Source organism: Bartonella sp. P0282 (genome assembly GCF_048452985.1).
Lineage (GTDB): Bacteria > Pseudomonadota > Alphaproteobacteria > Rhizobiales > Rhizobiaceae > Bartonella > Bartonella choladocola.
In genome coordinates, this window is the sequence record NZ_WTFO01000001.1 from 487,194 (window position 1) to 508,577 (window position 21,384).

The 21,384-nt window shown below is 46.5% G+C and carries 18 protein-coding genes; 9 read left to right on the plus strand and 9 right to left on the minus strand.

What is annotated here, in order from left to right; all coding sequences use genetic code 11:
* Positions 1-112: 112 nt before the first annotated feature.
* From rpmI to glpK, 8 genes are all read left to right on the plus strand, one after another.
* Positions 113-316 carry a 50S ribosomal protein L35 gene (rpmI, locus tag GQS64_RS02235; protein WP_075869939.1) on the plus strand — a complete coding sequence of 68 codons (204 nt, stop codon included), beginning with the start codon at positions 113-115 and terminating at the stop codon, positions 314-316.
* A 26-nt stretch (positions 317-342) separates the two neighbouring features.
* Entirely contained in the window at positions 343-744 is a 402-nt protein-coding gene (gene rplT / locus GQS64_RS02240) for a 50S ribosomal protein L20 (RefSeq protein WP_075869652.1), read from the plus strand.
* 87 nt (positions 745-831) lie between these two features.
* Complete coding sequence (locus GQS64_RS02245; RefSeq protein WP_198230487.1) at positions 832-1,653, plus strand: serine/threonine protein phosphatase; 822 nt, start codon at positions 832-834, stop codon at positions 1,651-1,653.
* 15 nt (positions 1,654-1,668) lie between these two features.
* Positions 1,669-2,754 (plus strand): phenylalanine--tRNA ligase subunit alpha, encoded by a 1,086-nt coding sequence (pheS, locus tag GQS64_RS02250; protein ID WP_198230488.1) that lies wholly within the window; start codon positions 1,669-1,671, stop codon positions 2,752-2,754.
* A 42-nt stretch (positions 2,755-2,796) separates the two neighbouring features.
* Positions 2,797-5,211 carry a phenylalanine--tRNA ligase subunit beta gene (gene pheT / locus GQS64_RS02255; RefSeq protein ID WP_198230489.1) on the plus strand — a complete coding sequence of 805 codons (2,415 nt, stop codon included), beginning with the start codon at positions 2,797-2,799 and terminating at the stop codon, positions 5,209-5,211.
* Between the two features lie 842 nt (positions 5,212-6,053).
* Positions 6,054-7,556, plus strand: coding sequence for a glycerol-3-phosphate dehydrogenase (gene glpD, locus GQS64_RS02260; RefSeq protein ID WP_077990456.1), 1,503 nt, complete (start codon positions 6,054-6,056; stop codon positions 7,554-7,556).
* A gap of 56 nt (positions 7,557-7,612) precedes the next feature.
* Positions 7,613-8,374 carry an MIP/aquaporin family protein gene (locus tag GQS64_RS02265; protein ID WP_198230490.1) on the plus strand — a complete coding sequence of 254 codons (762 nt, stop codon included), beginning with the start codon at positions 7,613-7,615 and terminating at the stop codon, positions 8,372-8,374.
* Positions 8,375-8,467: 93 nt separating this feature from the next.
* Entirely contained in the window at positions 8,468-9,976 is a 1,509-nt protein-coding gene (gene glpK, locus GQS64_RS02270; protein ID WP_198230491.1) for a glycerol kinase GlpK, read from the plus strand.
* 769 nt (positions 9,977-10,745) lie between these two features.
* Here the strand turns inward: glpK and GQS64_RS02275 are convergent.
* The 8 genes from GQS64_RS02275 to GQS64_RS02310 form a co-directional block, all read right to left on the minus strand.
* Complete coding sequence (locus tag GQS64_RS02275; RefSeq protein ID WP_077990459.1) at positions 10,746-11,027, minus strand: hypothetical protein; 282 nt, start codon at positions 11,025-11,027, stop codon at positions 10,746-10,748.
* Between the two features lie 625 nt (positions 11,028-11,652).
* The gene (locus GQS64_RS02280; RefSeq protein ID WP_198230492.1) at positions 11,653-12,672 is read right to left on the minus strand and encodes a complex I NDUFA9 subunit family protein; all 1,020 of its coding nucleotides are present in this window, start codon (positions 12,670-12,672) and stop codon (positions 11,653-11,655) included.
* Positions 12,673-12,787: 115 nt separating this feature from the next.
* The gene (locus GQS64_RS02285; RefSeq protein WP_198230493.1) at positions 12,788-14,107 is read right to left on the minus strand and encodes a bifunctional folylpolyglutamate synthase/dihydrofolate synthase; all 1,320 of its coding nucleotides are present in this window, start codon (positions 14,105-14,107) and stop codon (positions 12,788-12,790) included.
* Positions 14,108-14,118: 11 nt separating this feature from the next.
* On the minus strand, positions 14,119-15,015 hold the full coding sequence (accD, locus tag GQS64_RS02290; RefSeq protein ID WP_077990462.1) for an acetyl-CoA carboxylase, carboxyltransferase subunit beta: 897 nt from the start codon (positions 15,013-15,015) through the stop codon (positions 14,119-14,121).
* A gap of 38 nt (positions 15,016-15,053) precedes the next feature.
* Positions 15,054-15,884, minus strand: a complete 831-nt coding sequence (gene trpA, locus GQS64_RS02295) for a tryptophan synthase subunit alpha (protein ID WP_198230494.1) — start codon at positions 15,882-15,884, stop codon at positions 15,054-15,056.
* A 16-nt stretch (positions 15,885-15,900) separates the two neighbouring features.
* Positions 15,901-17,067 carry a tryptophan synthase subunit beta gene (trpB, locus tag GQS64_RS02300; protein ID WP_077994388.1) on the minus strand — a complete coding sequence of 389 codons (1,167 nt, stop codon included), beginning with the start codon at positions 17,065-17,067 and terminating at the stop codon, positions 15,901-15,903.
* A gap of 64 nt (positions 17,068-17,131) precedes the next feature.
* Positions 17,132-17,782 carry a phosphoribosylanthranilate isomerase gene (locus tag GQS64_RS02305; RefSeq protein ID WP_198230495.1) on the minus strand — a complete coding sequence of 217 codons (651 nt, stop codon included), beginning with the start codon at positions 17,780-17,782 and terminating at the stop codon, positions 17,132-17,134.
* Positions 17,783-17,841: 59 nt separating this feature from the next.
* A complete protein-coding gene (locus tag GQS64_RS02310) occupies positions 17,842-18,555 on the minus strand; it encodes a sulfate transporter family protein (protein WP_198230496.1) in 714 nt (237 codons plus the stop codon).
* A 110-nt stretch (positions 18,556-18,665) separates the two neighbouring features.
* On the opposite strand from GQS64_RS02310, the gene GQS64_RS02315 reads away from it, so the two are divergent.
* Complete coding sequence (locus GQS64_RS02315; protein WP_077990468.1) at positions 18,666-19,670, plus strand: adenosine kinase; 1,005 nt, start codon at positions 18,666-18,668, stop codon at positions 19,668-19,670.
* Between the two features lie 313 nt (positions 19,671-19,983).
* On the opposite strand, the gene GQS64_RS02320 is transcribed toward GQS64_RS02315, so the two are convergent.
* Positions 19,984-21,288: a serine hydrolase domain-containing protein gene (locus GQS64_RS02320; protein WP_198230497.1), complete on the minus strand. Its 1,305-nt coding sequence runs from the start codon at positions 21,286-21,288 to the stop codon at positions 19,984-19,986.
* Between the last annotated feature and the right edge of the window lie 96 nt (positions 21,289-21,384).

A 21,384-nucleotide genomic window follows, 5' to 3' on the forward strand; every position in this document is an offset into this window, starting at 1 on the left:
GTGTTTTAAGAGAACGCAGTTCAAGCCGTCCGGCAGGGCATGCCGTGACGACTTTTATGCTTGTTCGCACTTTGGTCAGTGCGAACATCAATCACAACAATGGAGAAGCAAAATGCCCAAAATGAAGACCAAATCGGCTGCCAAAAAGCGGTTCAAAATTACCGCTACAGGCAAAATCAAGGCGGCTGCCGCAGGCAAGCAGCATGGCATGATCAAACGTTCCAACCAGTTTTTGCGTGATGCACGTGGCACCATGGTTCTTGGTGCACCCGACGCCAAGAAAATCATCAAAAACTATTTGCCGAACGGCCTTTGAAAGTTAGCTCTTAAGGAGATTATGACATGGCACGCGTAAAACGCGGCGTAACTGCACACGCCAAACACAAAAAAGTTATCAAACTTGCTGAAGGTTTTTACGGACGTCGTAAAAATACAATCCGTACAGCCAAAGCTGCTGTCGACCGTTCACGGCAATACGCCTATCGCGATCGCAAAAATCGCAAGCGCAGTTTCCGCGCATTGTGGATCCAGCGTATCAATGCCGCTGTCCGTCTTGAGGGCTTGACCTATGGCCGTTTCATTGACGGTCTTGCCAAGGCAGGAATCGAGATCGACCGCAAGGTTCTTTCAGATATTGCTATTCATGAGCCTGCAACATTCTCCAAGCTTGTTGCTTCGGCAAAAAAGGCATTGGAATATTTGAAGAAAACCACACCGAATGCTTTTGAAGGCGCCGTCAAGTAAGCCGGTCGCGTTCCTTTAAAAAACAGAACATTCTTTCGGAACCCGCACTGGTTAAAACCGGTTGCGGGTTTTTGTTTTCGAGGCGTTATGAGCGAGATAAATCCTTTGATATCCAAGCCACTGAGCGATTCTGACAAGAAGCTTTTTCAATCTTGTGAGGGTAAGCGCATTGCCAGCGTCATGCGTGAGGGCAAAAAGGTCTGGATCAAACGGCAGGGAATCGAAAAGCGCCCGTGGGGCAAGCGGCTTCATAGCGGTTTATCGTTTTTATTACCGGCAGCTTTTATGAAATCTTCGCCTTTGCGTGATCCGCTTGCCATGAATGGGCAGGAAATACGCAAAATTGAAAAGTTCAGGAAGGCAGGTATCGCGGTTCCCGAAATTCTTGCTGTCGACGGACCTGCTTTAATGATTTCCGATGTCGGCCAAACGGTGCAAAAACGCCTTGATTTTTTGAAAAAGAACGACGTTGACGCACACGAAAAATTATTGGTTCAATGTGGTGAAGCTTTGGGCAAAGTACATCACGCCGGACTTGTCCACGGCAGGCCGCATCCGCGTGATATGTTTATGGCAGGAAACGAGTTGGGGTTTTTTGATTTCGAGGAAGAGCCGGAAGCAGTGATGCCAATTCCCGCAGCTCAGGCGCGTGACGCGTGGTTGTTATTTTTTCAAGTGTCGGCACAATCACTTGAAAAAAACAAAACCGATAATGCGGCTTTCGAGGCGTGGAAAAAACAGGTTTCTCCTGAAACCTTGAAACAACTTGAAAAAATTGTCCGGTTTTTTTCTATTTTTATTACTCCGTTAAAGTTGGCCAGGTTTATTTATCTTGGTGGCGATGGCAAACGTATGTTAAGCGCTATGGAGTTTCTTTCTTCCAATTTGAAAAACAGACATCCACTTTAAAGAACAGGCAAAGACATGAACGATATTGATAGTCTGGAAAAAGAAATCTGTGCGGCAATCGACGCTGCACAAGACGAGCAGGCACTGGAAGCAGTGCGTGTCGGTGCACTCGGTAAAAAGGGTAGTGTTTCGGAAAAACTTAAAAGCCTTGGTGGTATGAGCGCAGAAGAGCGCCAGAAAGCCGGACCGGTGATAAACGGTTTGAAAAATCGGGTTTTAGAGCTTCTGGGTGAAAAACGCACGGCACTGAAGCGTGCAGCAACGGAGGCGCGGCTTAAAAACGAAACAGTCGATGTTACATTGCCGGTTCGCCTTTCACCTGAAGCGCGTGGTCGTATCCATCCTATTTCGCAGGTGATTGACGAGATCACCGCAATTTACGCCGATATGGGCTTTTCTATTGCCGAAGGGCCGGACATCGAGACCGATTATTATAACTTTACCGCACTCAATTTTCCGGAAGGCCATCCCGCCCGCGAAATGCATGATACCTTCTTTTTCAATCCCGACGGGAAAGGCGAAAAGCGGCTTTTGCGCACGCATACATCGCCTGTTCAGGTTCGTACGATGGAAAAGCAAAAACCGCCAATCCGCATTATCATTCCGGGGAAAACCTATCGTATGGATTCGGACGCCACCCATTCGCCGATGTTCCATCAGGTAGAAGGGCTGGTTGTCGATAAAAAGTCGACCATTGCCAATATTATGTGGGTGCATGAAGAATTTTGTAAGGCGTTTTTTGAAGTGCCTTCGTTGAAGATGCGTTTTCGCCCGTCGTTCTTTCCATTCACTGAACCTTCTATGGAAGTCGATATTCAATGTGACCGCTCCGGTACAGAAGTAAAATTCGGCGAGGGCAATGACTGGCTCGAAATATTGGGCTGCGGCATGGTGCACCCGAATGTGTTGAAAAATGTCGGTTTCGATCCTGATGAATATCAGGGCTTTGCCTGGGGAATGGGAATCGACCGTATCGCCATGTTGAAATATGGCATGCCGGATTTGCGGGCATTTTTTGATGCCGATATACGCTGGATCCAACATTACGGTTTCCGTCCGCTTGATGTGCCGACGCTTTTTGGCGGTCTCAGCAATTCATAAACTCACACCCGCGTCTTGCGTTTTGAAAAGAGGTTTTGAACAATGAAATTTACTTTGTCCTGGTTGAAAGATCATCTGGAGACAGACGCATCGCTCGGCGAGATTTGTGACCGGCTTACCGATATAGGCCTTGAGGTTGATAGCGTCGATGACCGCAAAAGCTTTGATGTTTTTGTAATTGCCAAAGTTTTGACAGCCAAAAAACATCCCGATTCAGATCATTTACAGATTTTGACTGTCGACACGGGTCAGGATAAGCCACTTCAGGTGGTTTGTGGTGCACCGAATGCAAAGGCCGGATTGATCGGGGTTTTTGCCCCTCCGGGAGCTTATATTCCGGGGCTTGATGTCACATTGTCGGTTGGAAAAATTCGCGGTGTTGAAAGTTTCGGCATGATGTGTTCGGAACGCGAGCTTGAACTTTCAAATGAACATAACGGTATTATCGAACTCGGCTCCGATGCACCGGTCGGCAAAGCATTTGCGGCCTATTATGGTCTCAACGATCCGCTTATTGATGTCGGCCTCACACCGAACCGGCCGGATTGTACGGGTGTTTATGGCATTGCCCGTGATCTTGCAGCAAGTGGCATTGGCAAATTGAAGCCGCTTGAAGTTCCTTCTATTTCCGGAGAAGGAGAACCGTCGGTAACCGTGTCGCTCGATTTTGGTGATACAGCACCTTTGTGTCTCGGCTTTTCATGGCGGGAAATTCGTGATGTTAACAATGTCCAGTCGCCCAAATGGATGCAACGCCGTCTCACTGCTATCGGGCTGCGTCCAATCAATGCGCTTGTCGACATGACCAATTACATCACGGTCGATCTCGGCCGTCCGCTTCATGTTTTCGATGCCGACAAGGTAAAAGGAAAACTCACTGTCCGTCGTGGGCAAAAGGGAGATAAACTCCTCGCCCTTAACGGCAAAGAATATGATTTGGGGCCGGATAATTGCGTTATTGCCGATGATAATGGCGTCGAATCCATTGGTGGCATAATGGGCGGCGAAGCAACAGGATGCGATGAGAACACGAAAAATGTTATCATTGAATCCGCTTTGTGGGATCCGCGCAATGTTGCGGCAACGGGGCGCTCTCTCGGCATAGTTTCGGATGCGCGTTATCGTTTTGAACGCGGTGTCGATCCGGAATTTATGGAACCGGGACTTGCCTTTGCCACCGAAATGGCCATGAAACTTTGTGGTGGCAAGCCTTCAAAAGCCCATACAATCGGGGCAAAGAGCATTGAACAAAAAATTATCCGCTTCCCGTTTGCCGAAATCAAGCGTTTGACCGGTCTGGAATTAAGCCATGAAGCGGCAACAACCATATTGCAGCACCTCGGCTTTGTTGTGGAAGGCAAAGGTGATGTTGTCACGGTAAAAGTACCAACATGGCGACCCGATATTGATGGCAAGGCCGATCTCGTCGAAGAGGTTATGCGTATCCATGGGCTGAACAATATCAAGCCGGAACCATTGGAAAGGCCGTCTTCTGTAAGCGGGCAAATTCTCACCACAATACAGATCAGGCAGCGTTCCGCACGTCGTGCTCTGGCTTGTCGGGGCTTGATGGAAGCAATCACATGGTCTTTCATTTCGGAAAAACAGGCCAAGGCATTTGGCGGCGGCAAGCCGGAATTGAAGCTATTGAACCCGATTGCTGCCGATATGTCGGATATGCGTCCTTCACTGCTTCCGGGTTTGATTGCAGCTGCCCAGCGCAATGCCGATCGCGGTTTTCCCGATCTCGGCCTATTTGAAATCTCGGCAACCTTTGAAGGCAATACGCCCGAAACACAAAGACGTGTCGCCGGTGGTATCCGCCGTGGTACTTACAAGCTTGATGGTTCCGGCCGTTTTTGGGCCGGTTCTGCCAAACCGGTCGATGTTTTTGATGCCAAGGCCGATGCACTTTGTGTGCTTGACGCTTGCGGGCTTGATGCTTCAAAGGTGCAGATAGAGAAAGGCGCGCCGGAATGGTATCATCCGGGACGTTCGGGCGTTATCAAATTGGGACCGAAGATCATTCTTGGAACCTTTGGCGAATTTCATCCCGATACGCTTGAGGAGCTCGATGTAACAGGACCATTGTGCGGTTTTGAAGTCTATATTGACCGTATTCCCGAACCACGCAAGAAGGCAACCAAAACACGCCCGCCTTTGGTACTGTCGCCATATCAGATGATACGGCGCGATTTCGCTTTTGTTATGGATAAATCGGTGAACGCTGCCACGGTCATTCGCGCGGCAAGCGGAGCCGATAAAAAGCTTATCCAATCTGTCGAAGTGTTCGATGTCTTCGAGGGAGCAAGCCTTGGTGAAGACAAAAAGTCGATTGCGATCGAAGTGGCAATCCAGCCGCATGAACGTACGTTGACAGATCAGGATATTGAAGCTCTGGCAAACAAGATTATCGAGAATGTCGCAAAATCGACCGGAGCAACATTGCGCCAATAGTCTTTCCTGATCTCAAGGGTCGGGAGAAGAATTTTGTAAAACGATTGAGGGGGCAAAGTGGATTTGCCCCTTTATTTTATTTCCGTTCTTTTTATCCGCAAAGCAGATCTGGCAGGATAAAGCCGCTATTTTTGTCTTGAATGGCCTTTCAGCTATAAAAAGTTGTCGCAAGTTTTATTTTACCAAACTATCGGCGGATGTTTTTTTCTAAATGATTCCGGATTTTTGATGGAAAACAGGAAAAAAATGTAACTGCAACAACGCTCCGGTTGGTGCGGATTGATTGAAGATTTGCGGTTTTTCGACTTGTTTGACTTTCATGGCGGCACGCAAAAAACGAAAAATCACGTGATTGATAATGATCTTTGCCGCCTCAGGAAATCGGGTGAAACTCGCCGGAAAAAGCTTGGGTTTGAAAAATAAGGGCGTATTTGCGAATTTGTTAAAAGCAGATCGGGCATGAAATCCAGTGAGACTCCGGCTTTATTTTGACCACATGTGACGAAGAGCATTAAGCGGGATAAAGCGTTAGCTGGCGAAAAATGATGGTATTTTTATGCCTTTTTTAAAGCCCTGCTTGTTTATCCGTTCTTTACGACACGCGAAAGCCGTTCGATGTTCCCGTTCTTATGTTTTTGATTTCAGAAAAGCCTTGGCAAAAATCAATATCCGATAAATAGCGTATCTCCGGTATTATATTTTGTTTTTTATTTTCAATCAGAAACCGGTTTCCCGAAAACTCTCGACAGAGGGTGTTTTTTTTCGCTTTGCAGTTGACATTTGATTTCTTCCATATTCTATCCTTTAAGGAACGAAAACCATCCTTGTCGAAAGTCGATTAAATGAAAAACGAAAAACACTATGATCTTTTTGTTATAGGTGGTGGCGTCAACGGTTGTGGTGTCGCCCGCGATGCTGTTGGCCGTGGCTATTCCGTCGGTCTGGCAGAAATGAATGACCTTGCGTCGGGCACATCCAGTGCTTCTACCAAGCTTATTCACGGTGGCTTGCGATACCTTGAACAATATGCCTTCCGTCTTGTCAGAGAAGCATTGATGGAACGCGAGGTGATCTGGCATATGGCACCTCATCTTGTTCGTCCTTTGCGCTTTATATTGCCTTATAATAAAGGGTTGCGTCCTGCATGGATGCTGCGTTTGGGCTTATTCATTTACGATCATCTGGGAAGTCGTCATCAGGAGCTTTGGCGCACCAAGGTGCTTGATCTGACCAAAGACTATAGCGAATCCCTGAAGCCGGGTTTTGTCAAAGGGTTCGAGTATTCCGATGCCCGCGTTGACGATGCACGTCTGGTTGTTGCCAATGCCCGTCATGCGGCAAGACTTGGTGCGGATATTATGGTGCGCACCGAAGTTGTCTCGCTTAAAGCCGATGGCAAGAAATGGAAAATCGGCCTTAAAAACAAATTGAATGGTGAAGAGTGGACAGTCTCTGCCGACTATCTTGCAAATATGGCGGGGCCATGGATCAATCACGTCTTGCAGGATGCTTTGGGCTTTAAAGGTCACCCGCCGGTTCGTCTGGTTAAAGGGTCGCACATTGTTGTTCCAAAACTTTATCAACATGACCGCGCTTTTATTTTCCAGAACAAGGATGGCCGCATTGTTTTTGCTATTCCCTATCAGGAAGATTTCACGCTGATCGGAACAACCGATTGCGATTATAAAGGCGATCCGGCAAAGGTTCATATCAGCGATGAAGAGATTGATTATATCTGTTCGGCTGCAAGCGAATATTTCACCAAGCCGGTTGTGCGCGACTCTATTGTCTGGGCATATTCGGGTGTTCGCCCGCTTTATGACGATGGTGCTTCAAAAGCACAGGAAGCAACGCGTGACTATGTTTTGAAAGAAATGCGGGAAAATGATGGTCCGATCATGCTGAATGCATTTGGCGGCAAAATCACCACTTTCCGTAAATTGTCGGAAGACGCTCTCGTCTTTATCGAAAAAGCTTTGGGTAAGCGCAAACCTGCATGGACTGCCGAAGTCAGCCTGCCGGGTGGCGATTTCCCGCATGATTCGCTTTCCGTTATGGAAGCGAGAGTTGCCAGCATTCTTCCCGATCTCGATGCAAAAACCCATCGTCGTCTGGCAAGAAATTATGGCACCGAAGCTCTGGAAATTTTTGACAATGGCAAAAAGGACAAAGGGCAACATTTTGGTCATGGCCTTTACGAGGCCGAGGTTCAATGGATGATGCGTGAAGAATGGGCAAAGGATGTTGACGATGTCTTGTGGCGTCGCTCGAAACTTGGCCTTTATTTTGATGACAAAGAAAAAGAAGCTTTAAGACAATACCTTGAAAAACATAAAACCATCTAAAAGGTTCGCCGTCTATTGAAGTAAAGCTCGTCAGACTGCAAACCAGGGGAGAAAACATGTCTGATATGAATACTTTACGTGATGAATGCGTTGCGGAATTTACCGGCACATTTTTATTTCTGGCTATCGGAATGGGATGTGTGGCAGGATTAAAACTGGCCGGTGCCGCTTACGGACAATGGGAAATCAGCATTATTTGGGGGTTGGCTGTTGCACTTGCAGCCTATCTGACCGGAGGTGTTTCGGGGGCCCACCTCAATCCTTCGGTCACTTTTGCATTGGCTTTCTTTGCAAAATTTCCAAAACAAAAAATATTGCCTTATGTCATTTCGCAATTTCTGGGGGCATTTGTTGCTGCTGCCGTTGTCTATGGACTTTACTATAATCTCTTTACAGCAAAAACACTTGATACAGCCGGTGTTTTTACCACTTTTCCAAATCCTCACATCAGTCTCTTTCAAGCCTTTATGACCGAACTTTTTATCACTGCTGTTCTGGTCGCGGTGATTTTGGGATTAAGTGACGATGGCAACGGTTTACCTCGCGGTGCGCTGGTTGCGTTTCTTGTCGGGGTTCTGGTTGCCGTCATTGGAGGCGCTTTCGGCCCCCTGACGGGGTTTGCAATGAACGCTGCTCGTGATTTCGGCCCGCGACTCTTTGCTTATTTCGCCGGTTGGGACACGAGCGTCATGACGGGAAATAAAGATATACCCTATTTTCTCGTTCCGCTTATTGCACCGGTTATCGGGGGATGTTTAGGGGCTGCTTTCTATACAAAGTTGATCGGCGAACCTCTTGCCCGCAGACAATCGAGATAATTGGCAAGATAATTGGCAAGATAATTGGCAAGATAACGGGCAGGACAATTGGCAAGATAATTGGCCATTTTTCCATAGAACAGGGAGGCTTTCATGGCCGAAAAAAAATATATCGTCGCATTGGATCAGGGCACAACAAGTTCGCGCACATTGGTTCTTGACCATGATGCCAACATCGTCAGTGTCGCCCAACGGGAATTTACCCAGATTTACCCTCGCCCCGGCTGGGTCGAACATGACGCACGCGAGATATGGGCAACGCAAAGTTCGACTTTGACAGAAGCTCTGGCAAAATCGGGTATCAGTTCGGACGAGATTGCAGCAATCGGAATTACCAATCAGCGTGAAACAACGGTGGTTTGGGAAAAAGCCACCGGCAAACCGGTTTATAATGCCATTGTCTGGCAGTGTCGGCGCACCACCGATATTTGTGCGAGACTTAAAAAAGAAGGGCTTGAGGATTATATCAAGGAAAATACCGGTCTTGTTATTGACCCTTATTTTTCAGGAACAAAAATCGCCTGGATATTGGAAAATGTAGAAGGTGCAAGGCAGAAAGCCGACAAAGGCGAATTGCTTTTTGGCACGATTGATACCTGGCTTATATGGAATATGACGCAAGGGCGCGTTCACGTTACCGAATATACCAATGCCTCGCGTACCATGCTCTTCAATATCCATAAACTGGACTGGGACGAAACAATGTTGAAAGCATTGAATATTCCCCGTTCCATGCTGCCGGAAGTCAAAGCATCTTCCGAAATCTACGGACAAACCAATATTGGCGGGCGTGGGGGCACACGCATTCCGATTGCCGGAGCCGCCGGTGACCAGCAGGCGGCATTGTTCGGTCATATCTGTGTAGAAGAGGGGCAGGCCAAAAACACCTACGGAACCGGTTGTTTTATGTTGATGAACACCGGCAAAAAAGCCGTCAAATCAACCCATGGTCTGGTCACAACATTAAGCTGCGATGCTCAAGGAAAACCGGCTTATGCTTTGGAAGGATCTATTTTTGTGGCAGGTGCTGCCATCCAGTGGCTTCGTGATGAACTGAAGTTTTTCACTGATTCAGAAGATTCAGAATATTTTGCAGAAAAAGTAGGTACGGCCAACGGAGTTTATGTCGTACCGGCATTTACCGGCCTCGGCGCTCCTTATTGGGATCCGTTTGCCCGTGGCGCGATTTTGGGACTGACACGGGGCGTGAACCGTAATCATATTACCCGTGCAACGCTCGAATCAATTGCTTATCAAACCAAAGATGTTCTCACTGCTATGTTGGCAGATGCACAGACAGACCTGAAAACATTGCGTGTTGATGGCGGTGCTGTCGCCAACAACTTTCTTATGCAGTTCCAATCCGACATTTTGCAAAAGCCGGTTGAACGCCCGCATATATTGGAAGTGACAGCGTTCGGCTCGGCTTATCTTGCCGGTCTTGCGGTCGGCTATTGGTCGAGTCTTGATGAATTGCGTAAAGTTGCAACTGTTGAACGGGTGTTCAAACCTTCCAAAGATGTGGCAAAACAAGAAAAACGTTATGCCGGCTGGCGAAAAGCTGTCGAGCGGGCATGTTCATGGGATTCGGTTTTTGAATGAAAGCCGCAAGCAACAAACAAGGCTAGTCTAAAAAGCTTTTTAAAGAACCCGAACACATAAAAATGGAAGGCACATAGAGAGTTTATGTGCCTTTCAATTATCCATTTGGAAAAGATACTGTAAAACCGGATTAATCGGCTGTTGTCGCTTTACACGTTTACGACAAAGAAAGATGAAAACTTGTAATTTCGATCAAGTGACAAATCGCTAAGCGTTTCGCGTTGCCAATTGCTGAAAATAGGCCTTTCAGGATGCTCGTACTTTTATAACCTGTTTGAAGTAACGATTTGAAAACAGTGTATTGCAGTTAGAAAGCCATGTCCTATTTCGCACCGGAGATAAAATTTCAGATAATTCCGGCAGGGATATTTTTACAAATTCTCTACAAGTTTTGAGCGCTCGGGACAGTGATAGTTTTACTTCAACCTTACCTTACATTCGGGGCAGCCTTGGCTTTTCTCTGATAGCGACTTCACTTTGATAGCGATACAAAATTTCAAACTTGAATCGGCTTCAGATTTTCCGAAAATTGTCGCTCTTAAGAATTATTGTTCTGGCAATTCGTATTGTCCGGAGTGGGTTAAGATGTTACGGCTCACGAGTTAATTATAAAAAATTCGTTTTAATTACACTTGTCGGATAACGAGTAGAATTAATTGCCAGAAATATTTTATATATAATAGAAAAATTATAAACACATTAAATAAAATTATAAAAAGAAAGGCACGTAACATAATTACGTGCCTTCCAAAGTTATACAAAGTCTAAATTATCTGCAGCGTGCTTCAAATACCTTGCCGTTACGATCACGATAATGGCAGTAACGAACGTGATTCTTGGTGCGTGAATAGCCGATCAAGCCACCGGCAACAGCACCAATAGCAGCACCAGCGGCAACAGCCTTGCCACCTTTACCGAATGCAGCACCACCCAAAGCACCGAGTGCAGCACCACCAGCGCCCCATTTCGCAACTGTCTTTTCGTTCTGAGTACAAGCTACAGTTGAAAAAGCAAACATCAAAACGATGAATAAAGAACACAATTTTTTCATGGTTTAACTCCAAAACCCTCAATGTGTGTCTATATAGCACAGTCTAAATCGCGCCGCTCTAAAAATAGTTAATAGTCTATTAAAAATCGTTGTTTTCATTGCAGATATGCAACAGATGCGACTATTGGAGAGCGACGAGGAGAGAAATACAAAAAAATTGGCGAACAAATTTTGCAACTATAATAATAAAAACAACCTTAAGTTTAAAAATATTTTCTTTGTGAGGAAAAAGATATTTCCTTTGTGAGGAATTTTTAAGAATGGTGTCAGGCTTTGTAGCTTAACAGTGCAATGAATGGCGTCAAAATATTCATTAAGAAGAGCAGTTTGTTGAAACAACAGAACGCGTATTATTGAAACAACAGAACGCGTATTATTGAAACGACAGAACGCGTATTATTGAAACGACAGAACCGGTATTATTGAAACGACAGAACCGGTATTATTGAAACGACAGAACAAGTATTATTGGAACGACCGAAATCCCGTCATTGAAACGAAATAATTCAGGATGACAGATTGCGAGCAATCTTCAGAGCTTACGCGAATAGAGAATGCAAAATAAAGGGCGCTATTTCAGCAGCGCCCGTTTTATTTGCGAATTTCAAAGAGATAAATTCCGTCTTCAGATTTTTACATCTTTTTTGTAATTCTTTGTATTTTTGGCAAATTGCCCATGGGGGCGGAAGCGCCACAAATAGGAAGGCAATACTGCCTCCATTGCTCTTGGTGAAATACCGACACCTTCCAATGTCCGCCCTTCAAGCTTTGCTTCTTCCGAAACAATGCAATCTTTTTTGAGCATTTTGATCTGCTCGGAGGTTGTCACAGTCGGGATCATCGGTATTTTTCCGAGGAGCCCGAAAATTCCGCCGATAAGGCTTCCAATTCCGAAGGGTACAGAAACCAGCGCTTTTTTACGCATGATAACTTTAAGCATTTCCTCGATAGCGTGACGATAGGTGAGTACTTCTTTGCCGCCCAGTTCATAAATCTTGCCCGTCGGAACATGTCCTTCGATAGAAGCAACAACAAAATCGGCAATATCGCCGACATAAACCGGTTGAAGCTTTGTCTCGCCACCGCCAAACATCGGCAACATCCATGTGAAGCGTGACATATCGGCGAGTTTGTTAAAGAAAGAATCTTCCTGACCGAAAATAACCGAAGGGCGCATAATAATGGCACTCTTATGAGCTTTCTGAACAGCCTGTTCGCCAAGCGCTTTGGTTTTCGGATAGGAAAGGTTGGAATTGATATCGGCATTCAAAGCCGACATATGAATGAGAGGAATACCGGCACTTGCTGCAAGTTCGGCAACATTTTTTGCACCTTCAACCTGCACATTTTTGTAATTGTTTTTGCCTTGCGCATAAAGAAGGCCGGGTAGAAACACGGCTGCATCGGCATCAATTAAAGCACGTGCGACAGATTCACGATTGCGTACATTGGTCTTGAGCATCTGGGTTTGACCGACTTCACCAATTTGCAACATATAATAAGCCACTTCAGGCCGACGCACGGCAATACGAACGCGATAGCCACGTTTTGTCAATGTCTCGACCACATGGCGACCAACGAAACCTGAACCACCAAAAACGGTAATAAGCTTGGGATGTTGGTAAAGTTCGGTACTGAGCGTCATAGGGTGCACTCCTCAAAAATCGTCAATCTCTGCCTTTGTATGGTTTAACTTGTTTTGTCCTGAACGCAAGTCTTTAGAACTATTCTCTTTAAATGTTGAACGGATTCACGGAATTTTATTGAGGCGGTGTGCCATTTTTCTTCAAAAAATCACCGGCCATATAAAGTGAACCCGCAACAAGAACAGTTCTTCGAGGGGTTGTGCCTGCAATTTTTTGGAAAGCGTCTTCAATAGATGTGGTGGTTTGTGCTTTCAAACCGGCTGAAAGGACAACTTTAGCCAATTCTTCAGGCGCTACACCACTATCGCTCGACAGTACCGGCACAGTATAAACTTGGTCGACAAGCCCGTTCAGTTCTTTGAAATAGTGGAAAGAATCCTTCGTATTAATCATACCGGCCACCATCGTCACCGGTCCCGCTCCTTTTTCTTTCCAGTGCCTGATTTCTTGTGCAATGACTTTCGCACCTGCCGGATTATGCCCGCCATCAAGAAAAACTGTCATCGTTTCCGGTAAAGAATCAATCAGTTTGCCGTGCCTGATGCGCTGCATTCGTGCAGGCCAGACAATATTTTGCATAGCTTTGGCAATATGCTGATCGGTCAATTTAAAACCGGCATGGAGAACAGCTTCAATGGCACTCGCTGCATTGCTAATTTGATGATCTCCGAGAAGCGAGGGGTGCGGAAGCTCTATCAAACCGTTTTCATTTTGGAAAACCATATGCCCATGGTCATTATAGGCTTGGAAATCCTGACCATAAACAACAAACGGTGCGTGGCGTTCTTGCGCGATGGTTGTCAAAACGTCGATAGCACCATCGCTTTCCTGCTTGCCGATGACAAGCGGGACCCCTTCTTTGATAATGCCGCCTTTTTCAAAAGCGATTTTTTCAACCGTATTACCGAGTAAAGCAACATGATCGAGCGATATGGGCATAATGAGAGAAACGGCGGGCTTTTTAATGACGTTGGTTGCGTCAAAACGCCCACCCAGCCCCACTTCAAGAATGACAGCATCGGCCGGATGTTCGGAAAAAAGCAGAAAGGCAACAGCCGTCAATAACTCGAAAACCGTAATCGGTTCATCATGATTGGCTTTTGTTACCCGTTCTATTGCATCGGCAAGAGTGTCATTATCGACAAATTTGCCACCACCTTTTCGACCTATCCGGTAGCGCTCGTTCCAATGAACAAGATGGGGAGATGTATGGACATGAACACTATATCCGGCACTTTCAAGAAGCGCACGGCAAGTTGCTGCTGCCGACCCTTTTCCATTGGTGCCCGCAATATGGATTATCGGAGGCAATTTCAAATGCGGATTGCCGAGATTTTCCAAGAGCCGCGAGATGCGTTCGAGCGAAAGGTCAAACCCTTTCGGATAGCGCTTGAGAAGGCTATTGATAAGCGTGTCTACCCGATTTTCGGTCATTTTATTTCATTTCAAGCGGCTTTATTACCGTGATGTTTGCCCGCATGATGTTCAGGAGCCGGCAATTTCATCATCAAGCGCAAAAGCTTTGCAATGGTGGACTTCAGTTCAAGTCGTGAGACCACCATATCAACCATACCATGTTTGAGGAGATATTCGGCGCTCTGGAATCCTTCCGGCAGCTTTTCGCGAATGGTTTGTTCAATCACGCGAGGACCGGCAAAACCGATCATCGCGCCGGGTTCGGCTATATGAACATCGCCCAGCATGGCATAAGAAGCGGTAACACCACCTGTCGTCGGATTGGTTAAAACAACAATATAAGGAAGCTTTGCATCCTTCATCATTTCAACCGCAACAGTGGTGCGCGGCATTTGCATGAGTGAAAGTGTGCCTTCCTGCATACGGGCGCCGCCAGAGGCCACAAACAGCACCAAAGGCCGTTTTTCCTGAATGGCTGTTTCAAATGCCTTGATAATGGCTTCACCTGCCGCCATACCGAGAGAACCACCCATAAAGGCAAAATCCTGCACAGTGGCTATAATAGGGAGGCCTTCAATGGTGCCACGTGCATTCAGAATATCGTCGTCAACACCGAGTTTTGAACGATAATCTTTCAAACGGTCAATATAGCGCTTTTCATCGCGGAATTTTAGCGGATCGATGACAACTTTCGGATTTTCTAAAAGTTCATAGGCGCCATCGTCGAAAAAGCTTTCCAGACGGGCTTTTGCAGGCATACGCATATGGTAGCCCGAATTCGGAACGACATATTGGTTTTTTTCGAGATCTTTATGAAATACCATTTCACCGCTAGCGGGGTCTTTGACCCATAAATTTTCTGGCATCTCACGACGACCAAACATCGAGTTGATCTTCGGACGAACATAATTGGTAATCCAGTTCATCTATGTCACCTTATCCTGTTTGTTGGCAAAGCTTCAATTCAGCCTTTTCTGGCTTCCGATACACCTGCACTCAATTGCTTTACAAGGTCGCTTGCCGCTTTTGCCGCATCACCCTTCGGGTGGCCATTTTCATCAAGAGTAGAAGCAATGGCATTGACAATTGCACTTCCGACCACAACACCATCAGCAGCGCGACCGATTTTTGCTGCCTGTTCTCCGGTTTTGATACCGAAACCGACAGCAATCGGCAAAGACGTGTGTTTCTTAATATTTTCCACCGCTTTCGCTACAATATCGGTGTCGGGCAAGGCTTGACCGGTAATGCCCGTCATCGAGACATAATAGACAAAACCGGAAGTGTTTTCCAGTACTTTCGGCAGCCGTTTATCATCGGTTGTCGGCGTTGCCAGACGAATGAAATTGATGCCCGCTTTGACGGCTGGCAAGCAAAGTTCATTATCCATTTCCGGTGGCAAATCAACAACAATCAAACCGTCAAGATCGGCTTTTTTGGCGTCGACCAGAAATTGATCCACTCCATGCACATAGATCGGGTTATAATATCCCATCAGCACAATCGGCGTGGTCTGGTCGGTTTTGCGGAATTCACTAACGAGTTTTAAAGTTTTATTGAGTGTCTGTCCGGCCTTCAAAGCGCGGATACCCGCGGCTTGAATCGTCGGGCCATCCGCCATCGGGTCGGAAAAGGGCATTCCAAGCTCGATAATATTGCTACCGGCTTTCGGAAGTGCTTTCATAATTTCAAGTGACGTGTCAAAATCAGGATCACCCGCCATCATATAGGTTACAAGAGCCGGACGATTGTTATTCTTGGCTTTTTGAAATGTTTCTTTGATACGTGTTGTCATAGCCGTTCTCTCAAACTCACATATTCATGCCAAGAAGTGTTCCGACTGTGTGAACATCCTTGTCACCACGGCCGGAAAGATTGACAATGATAATCTGTTCTTTATCCATCTTCGGCGCTTCCTTGATGGCTTGTGCAACCGCGTGCGAAGATTCAAGTGCCGGTATGATGCCTTCAAGGCGCGTCAAAAGCTGGAAGGCTTCCAGTGCTTCTGTATCAAGAATCGGCACATATTCAACGCGGCCTTTGTCTTTGAGCCATGAATGTTCCGGCCCCACGCCCGGATAATCAAGGCCTGCCGAAATCGAATGGCCTTCCAGAATTTGGCCATCGTCATTCTGGATAAGATAGGTACGATTGCCGTGCAAAACCCCCGGACTTCCGGCAGTCATCGAAGCGCAGTGCTCGTTGCCTTTAAGGCCACGGCCGCCGGCTTCAACGCCGATAATTCTGACAGTTTTATCGTCAAGGAAGGGATAAAACAGGCCGATCGAATTTGAACCGCCGCCAACGGCAGCAATCAGCAGATCGGGAAGGCGGCCTTCGCGCTCGAGGATTTGCTCTCTTGCTTCTTTGCCGATGACAGATTGGAAATCCCGAACCATTTCCGGATAGGGGTGCGGGCCTGCAGCCGTGCCGATAAGATAATAGGTGTCGCGGACATTGCTCACCCAATCGCGCAAAGCTTCATTCATGGCGTCTTTCAATGTGCCATTTCCGGCTTTGATCGGATTGACCTTGGCACCTAGAAGTTCCATGCGGAAAACATTGGGTTTTTGCCGCTCGACATCGGTGGCGCCCATATAGACAACACAAGGCAGGCCGAAACGCGCGCATACGGTGGCTGCTGCAACGCCATGTTGTCCGGCGCCGGTTTCGGCAATGATACGGGTTTTGCCCATGCGGCGCGCAAGTAGAATTTGTCCCAGACAATTGTTGATTTTGTGGCTGCCGGTGTGGTTCAGATCTTCCCGTTTCAAATAAATTTTTGCACCGCCAAGATGCTTGCTCAAACGCTCGGCATAATAGAGTTTTGACGGACGGCCCGCATAATTGGTGGAAAGATTTTTCAGTTCGATGTTGAAAGCCGGGTCATCCTTGGCCTCGTTATATGCTTTCTCCAATTCCAGAATAAGCGGCATCAATGTTTCGGCAACAAAACGCCCGCCATAAATACCAAACATCCCCGCTTCATCGGGGCCTGTCTTGAAGGAATTGATTTCAGCCGACTTTTCCACGTCAGTCTCCTTAATTTTCAACGGCTTTTTTGACAGAATCAAAAAAACCTTCAATCAATTTTGTGTCCTTAACACCGGGGGCACTTTCAACGCCACTTGAAACATCAAGAATGTCGGGAGAAGCAATCCTTATCGCTTCTTCCACATTTTGCGCATTCAACCCACCGGAAAGCACGGTTTGACTATCTTCGTCAAGCGACTTTAACAGCGACCAGTCAAAAGACACACCATTACCTCCCGGCAATTGTGAGCCTTTTGGAGCTTTGGCGTCAAATAAAAACATATCGGCTATACCACGATAGGCAGAAACCTGATCGAAATCCGATTGCTCACGGATAGAAAAAGCTTTGATAACCGGCAATCCATAAGTGGTTGCAAGCTGTCTCACGCGTTCGGGTGTTTCGTGACCATGAAGCTGGAGAATATCCGGTTTGACATGAGCAACAATGTTTGAAATCAGGTCATCATCGGCATCGACAGTAACGGCAACAAGCTTGACCGGCTTTTTGACAAGCGGGCGCAATAGCTCTGCCTCTTCAATTGAAAGATGACGCGGGCTTTTGGCAAAAAAGATAAAGCCGATATAATGCGCACCGTTGTCGATGGCAGCTTTAATTGCTTCAGGTGTTTTCAACCCGCATATTTTTACAAGAGGCTTCATGATCTCTTGTTGTCACAAAAGTCGGATAAAGTCGAGAACATGTTGAAATTGTCCCTGATCTATTGTGACAAAGACTTCTTTTTTATCGACAGGCTTTTATGAAGATAGGTCATCAGTGCCGCAGCAAACAGCGGCGTCAACAGGTTCAGCACCGGCACAGAAACAAAAAGTGCAATGATAAGGCCGCCACAAAATACGTAAAGCGCATTCTGTTTATAGAATTGGCGGGCGTCGAGTTCTGTGCGATGGCGGCAGGCGGCAAATTCAAAATATTCGCGCCCGAACAGATAGCCGTTGATTGCATAAAAAGCGACGAGATTGACGCCGGGGAAGAAATAGAGAATCAAGGCAATGATATTGCCGACAATGCTCAAAGCCAGAAATTTCAGCGATATGACAAGCGAACGGCCGAGCGACATTGCATGCCCCGCCGGATCGTCGGGATAATCTGTTTTTTCGATGATTTCTGCTGCATCATCCATAAAATAACCGCCGATCAGAGAAGTGATTGGCGCAATTAACAGTGCCATTAGCAGAGCAAGCCCCACCGAAAAAACAATGACGGCAACAAATCCGAGCCAGCCAGCCCAATCGGGAAAATCGGGCATATATTGTTGCAGCCACGGCCAAACATAATAAAGGAATAATTCGCGCAAGCTGAACCATAAAATTGCCAATAAAAGCAATGTGACGCCCAATGCTTTCCATAGCATGGAACGGAAGGGCGGGGTAAATAGGCGCGAAAAAGCGCGATAGGCTGCATCAAAAATCATGGGGATATAAATAGAAAGCGGTCGAAAAGAAACAAGAGGGACTTTAGCTTTCCTGCCTTTTGTGCTCTGAACTGGTAATGAGCGGAGGATAATAAAATACGGAGAATGAGATGGCACAATATGATGTTTTGACGATTGGTAATGCAATTGTCGACGTAATTGCCCGGACGGACGAAGATTTTCTGGTCAATAACGGTATCATCAAAGGGGCGATGAATTTGATTGATGCAAAACGTGCCGAACTTCTCTATTCACGTATGGGGCAAGCTATCGAAACATCGGGCGGCAGTGCGAGCAATACGGCCGCGGCACTTGCAAATCTCGGTGGAAAGGCCGCTTTTATGGGTAAAGTTGCCGCCGATCATTTGGGGCAGGTTTTTGCCCATGATCTGCGTGGCCAAGGTGTTGTTTATGATACGCGGCCTCTGGAAGGTCGTGCGTCGACCGCACGTTGCATGATTTTCAATACACCCGACGGCGAACGCTCCATGAATACCTATCTTGGCGCTTGTGTCGAATTCGGACCTGAAGATGTCGAAGCAACGAAAGTTGCCAATTCCAAAGTGATTTATTTTGAAGGTTATCTGTGGGACCCGCCACGAGCAAAACAGGCTATGCGACTGGCTGCAAAAATAGCCCATGAAAACGGAAGACAGATGGCGATCACACTTTCTGATTCTTTCTGTGTAGACCGTTATCGGGATGAATTTCTCGAACTTATCCGCACAGGCACGGTCGATATTGTCTTTTCAAACGAATCGGAACTGCTTTCACTTTATGAAACATCGTCATTCGATATGGCAATTACCGCTATTCGTAACGACGTTCGCGGCTTTGCCTGCGTCACACGCAATGCCAAAGGCTCTATCATTACATCACGGCAAGAAACATTTACGGCCGGTATCTATCCGGTTGAACGGGTTGTCGACCAGACAGGCGCCGGCGACGTTTACGCTGCCGGTTTTCTCTATGGTTATACCAATGATATGTCGTTTATGGATAGCGCACGTCTTGGCGCACTTTGTGCCAGTGCCATTATCCAGCAAACCGGCCCGCGTGCACAATTTTCACTCAGAGATTTTGCAACACAGGCCGGACTGATTCAGGCCGGATAATAAGTATCCGGATAACAACTATATCGACTTTTATTGACCGGCACGCCGTCAGGTGAACGGAAGCGGGTATAAAGCACAATCTAATCGAGCTTTTGCCCGCCTCGAATTGTTTTAGGCAATTGTTCATTTCGACAATTGTTCATTCCGGAAACCAATTGTGTTCGATCAGCCTTACTTATTGATGACCGCAAAGGATAGTTTCAAATCTATAAACCGCCAAAACGGATTGGCAACAAAGGTTCCGGTTCAGCCTGAAACATCCGCTTCAGGCTGGAACACATGTTGCCTTGGTGTTATCGGCTTTTGTGAACGTCTATTCCTTAAGCCGGTTGGTAATTGCATTGAACATGAGTGATGTTTCAAGGGGTTCTGCCAAAGGAGATGGTGTGGCTTTATCCCACGATGACCACTGGACAAACACCATATTCTCTTGTTGGTTGACAACCAGCATCTGCCCGAAAATTCCCATACCCCACATTGTTTCGGAATTGCTCAGGCCAAGTTTGGGTGAAACATTGTTGGCAGAATCCGGCACAGCATTGTTCCACCATGCATAGCCGTAACTTCCATCCGGATGCCTTTCATTGACCGAATTTTTGGCTTTGCTCCATGTGCGGGCGTCAACAACCCAATGATCGGGCAGGATGGTTTTGCCATCAGGAACAAAACCGTTATAAAGAACAAACTGGCCGAATTTTCCCCAATCTTCTAACGTCGCATTAAAACCATGGGCGCCGGTATCGTGTTTACCTTTTACATAGCTCTGCCATACGCCATCGCTAACCATGCCATACGGTTTCCAGATTTTCTCCTCCAAATATTTCGAGATAGGCATTTTTACAGCCTTTTCCAACGTATCTCCGAGAAGCCATGCACCACCTGATGAATATGCCCAAACTTTTCCCGGTGTTGTCTTTATTCCACGTTTTTTGTTGATGACGAGATCATGAACACAAGAATAGGATTCTTCCAATGCTTCGCATTGGGTGAGTTTGGAAAAGTCGGAATTATCATCCTCATAATTTTCATCCCATTCGACACCCGATGTATGTTGCAACAGTTCCCTCAAGGTCACATTTGCCCACACCGTGCCTTTGACATCGGGGTTGTAGCGGATAATTTTATCATCGAGTGATTTGATTTTTCCTTCTTTGATCGCTACGCCAACAAGAGTGGAAACAACAGATTTTCCAACCGAACGCGAAGTCCACAGGGTTTGGGGCGTATTGCCGTGAGAGTAAAACTCCAGCACGACAACACCATTTTTTATCGCCATCAGCGCAACGACCTTGTTGCGCTCTACATATTCCTGCAAATTGTAAGAATGACCGTCAACCGTATAGCTGACGCTCGACATATCGTGTATCTGGCGCGTGAGAGGACGTGGCGTCCCATGTTTGAAAACATCAGCCGGATAAGAGCGGTAGCTATTACGAAAGCCGATAATCCGATCCCTCGAATTCCATTTTAACATGTCTTTGACATCGGGTAATGTTTCATCAATCGGTGTAGGACATTGTGTCAACTCCGGCACGCCGCACGGGGAGTTGGCATAAGTGTTTGGAATTGCACTTAATCCCGCCAATATAATGCTCAAGCCAAATAATTTTATATTCATCGATTTCAACATCCTTGATCCAATAGTCTATGAAATATTCAAGTTTTAAATACCCTAATACTCTTAAGGACTTAATGATATAATAATCGGAATTAA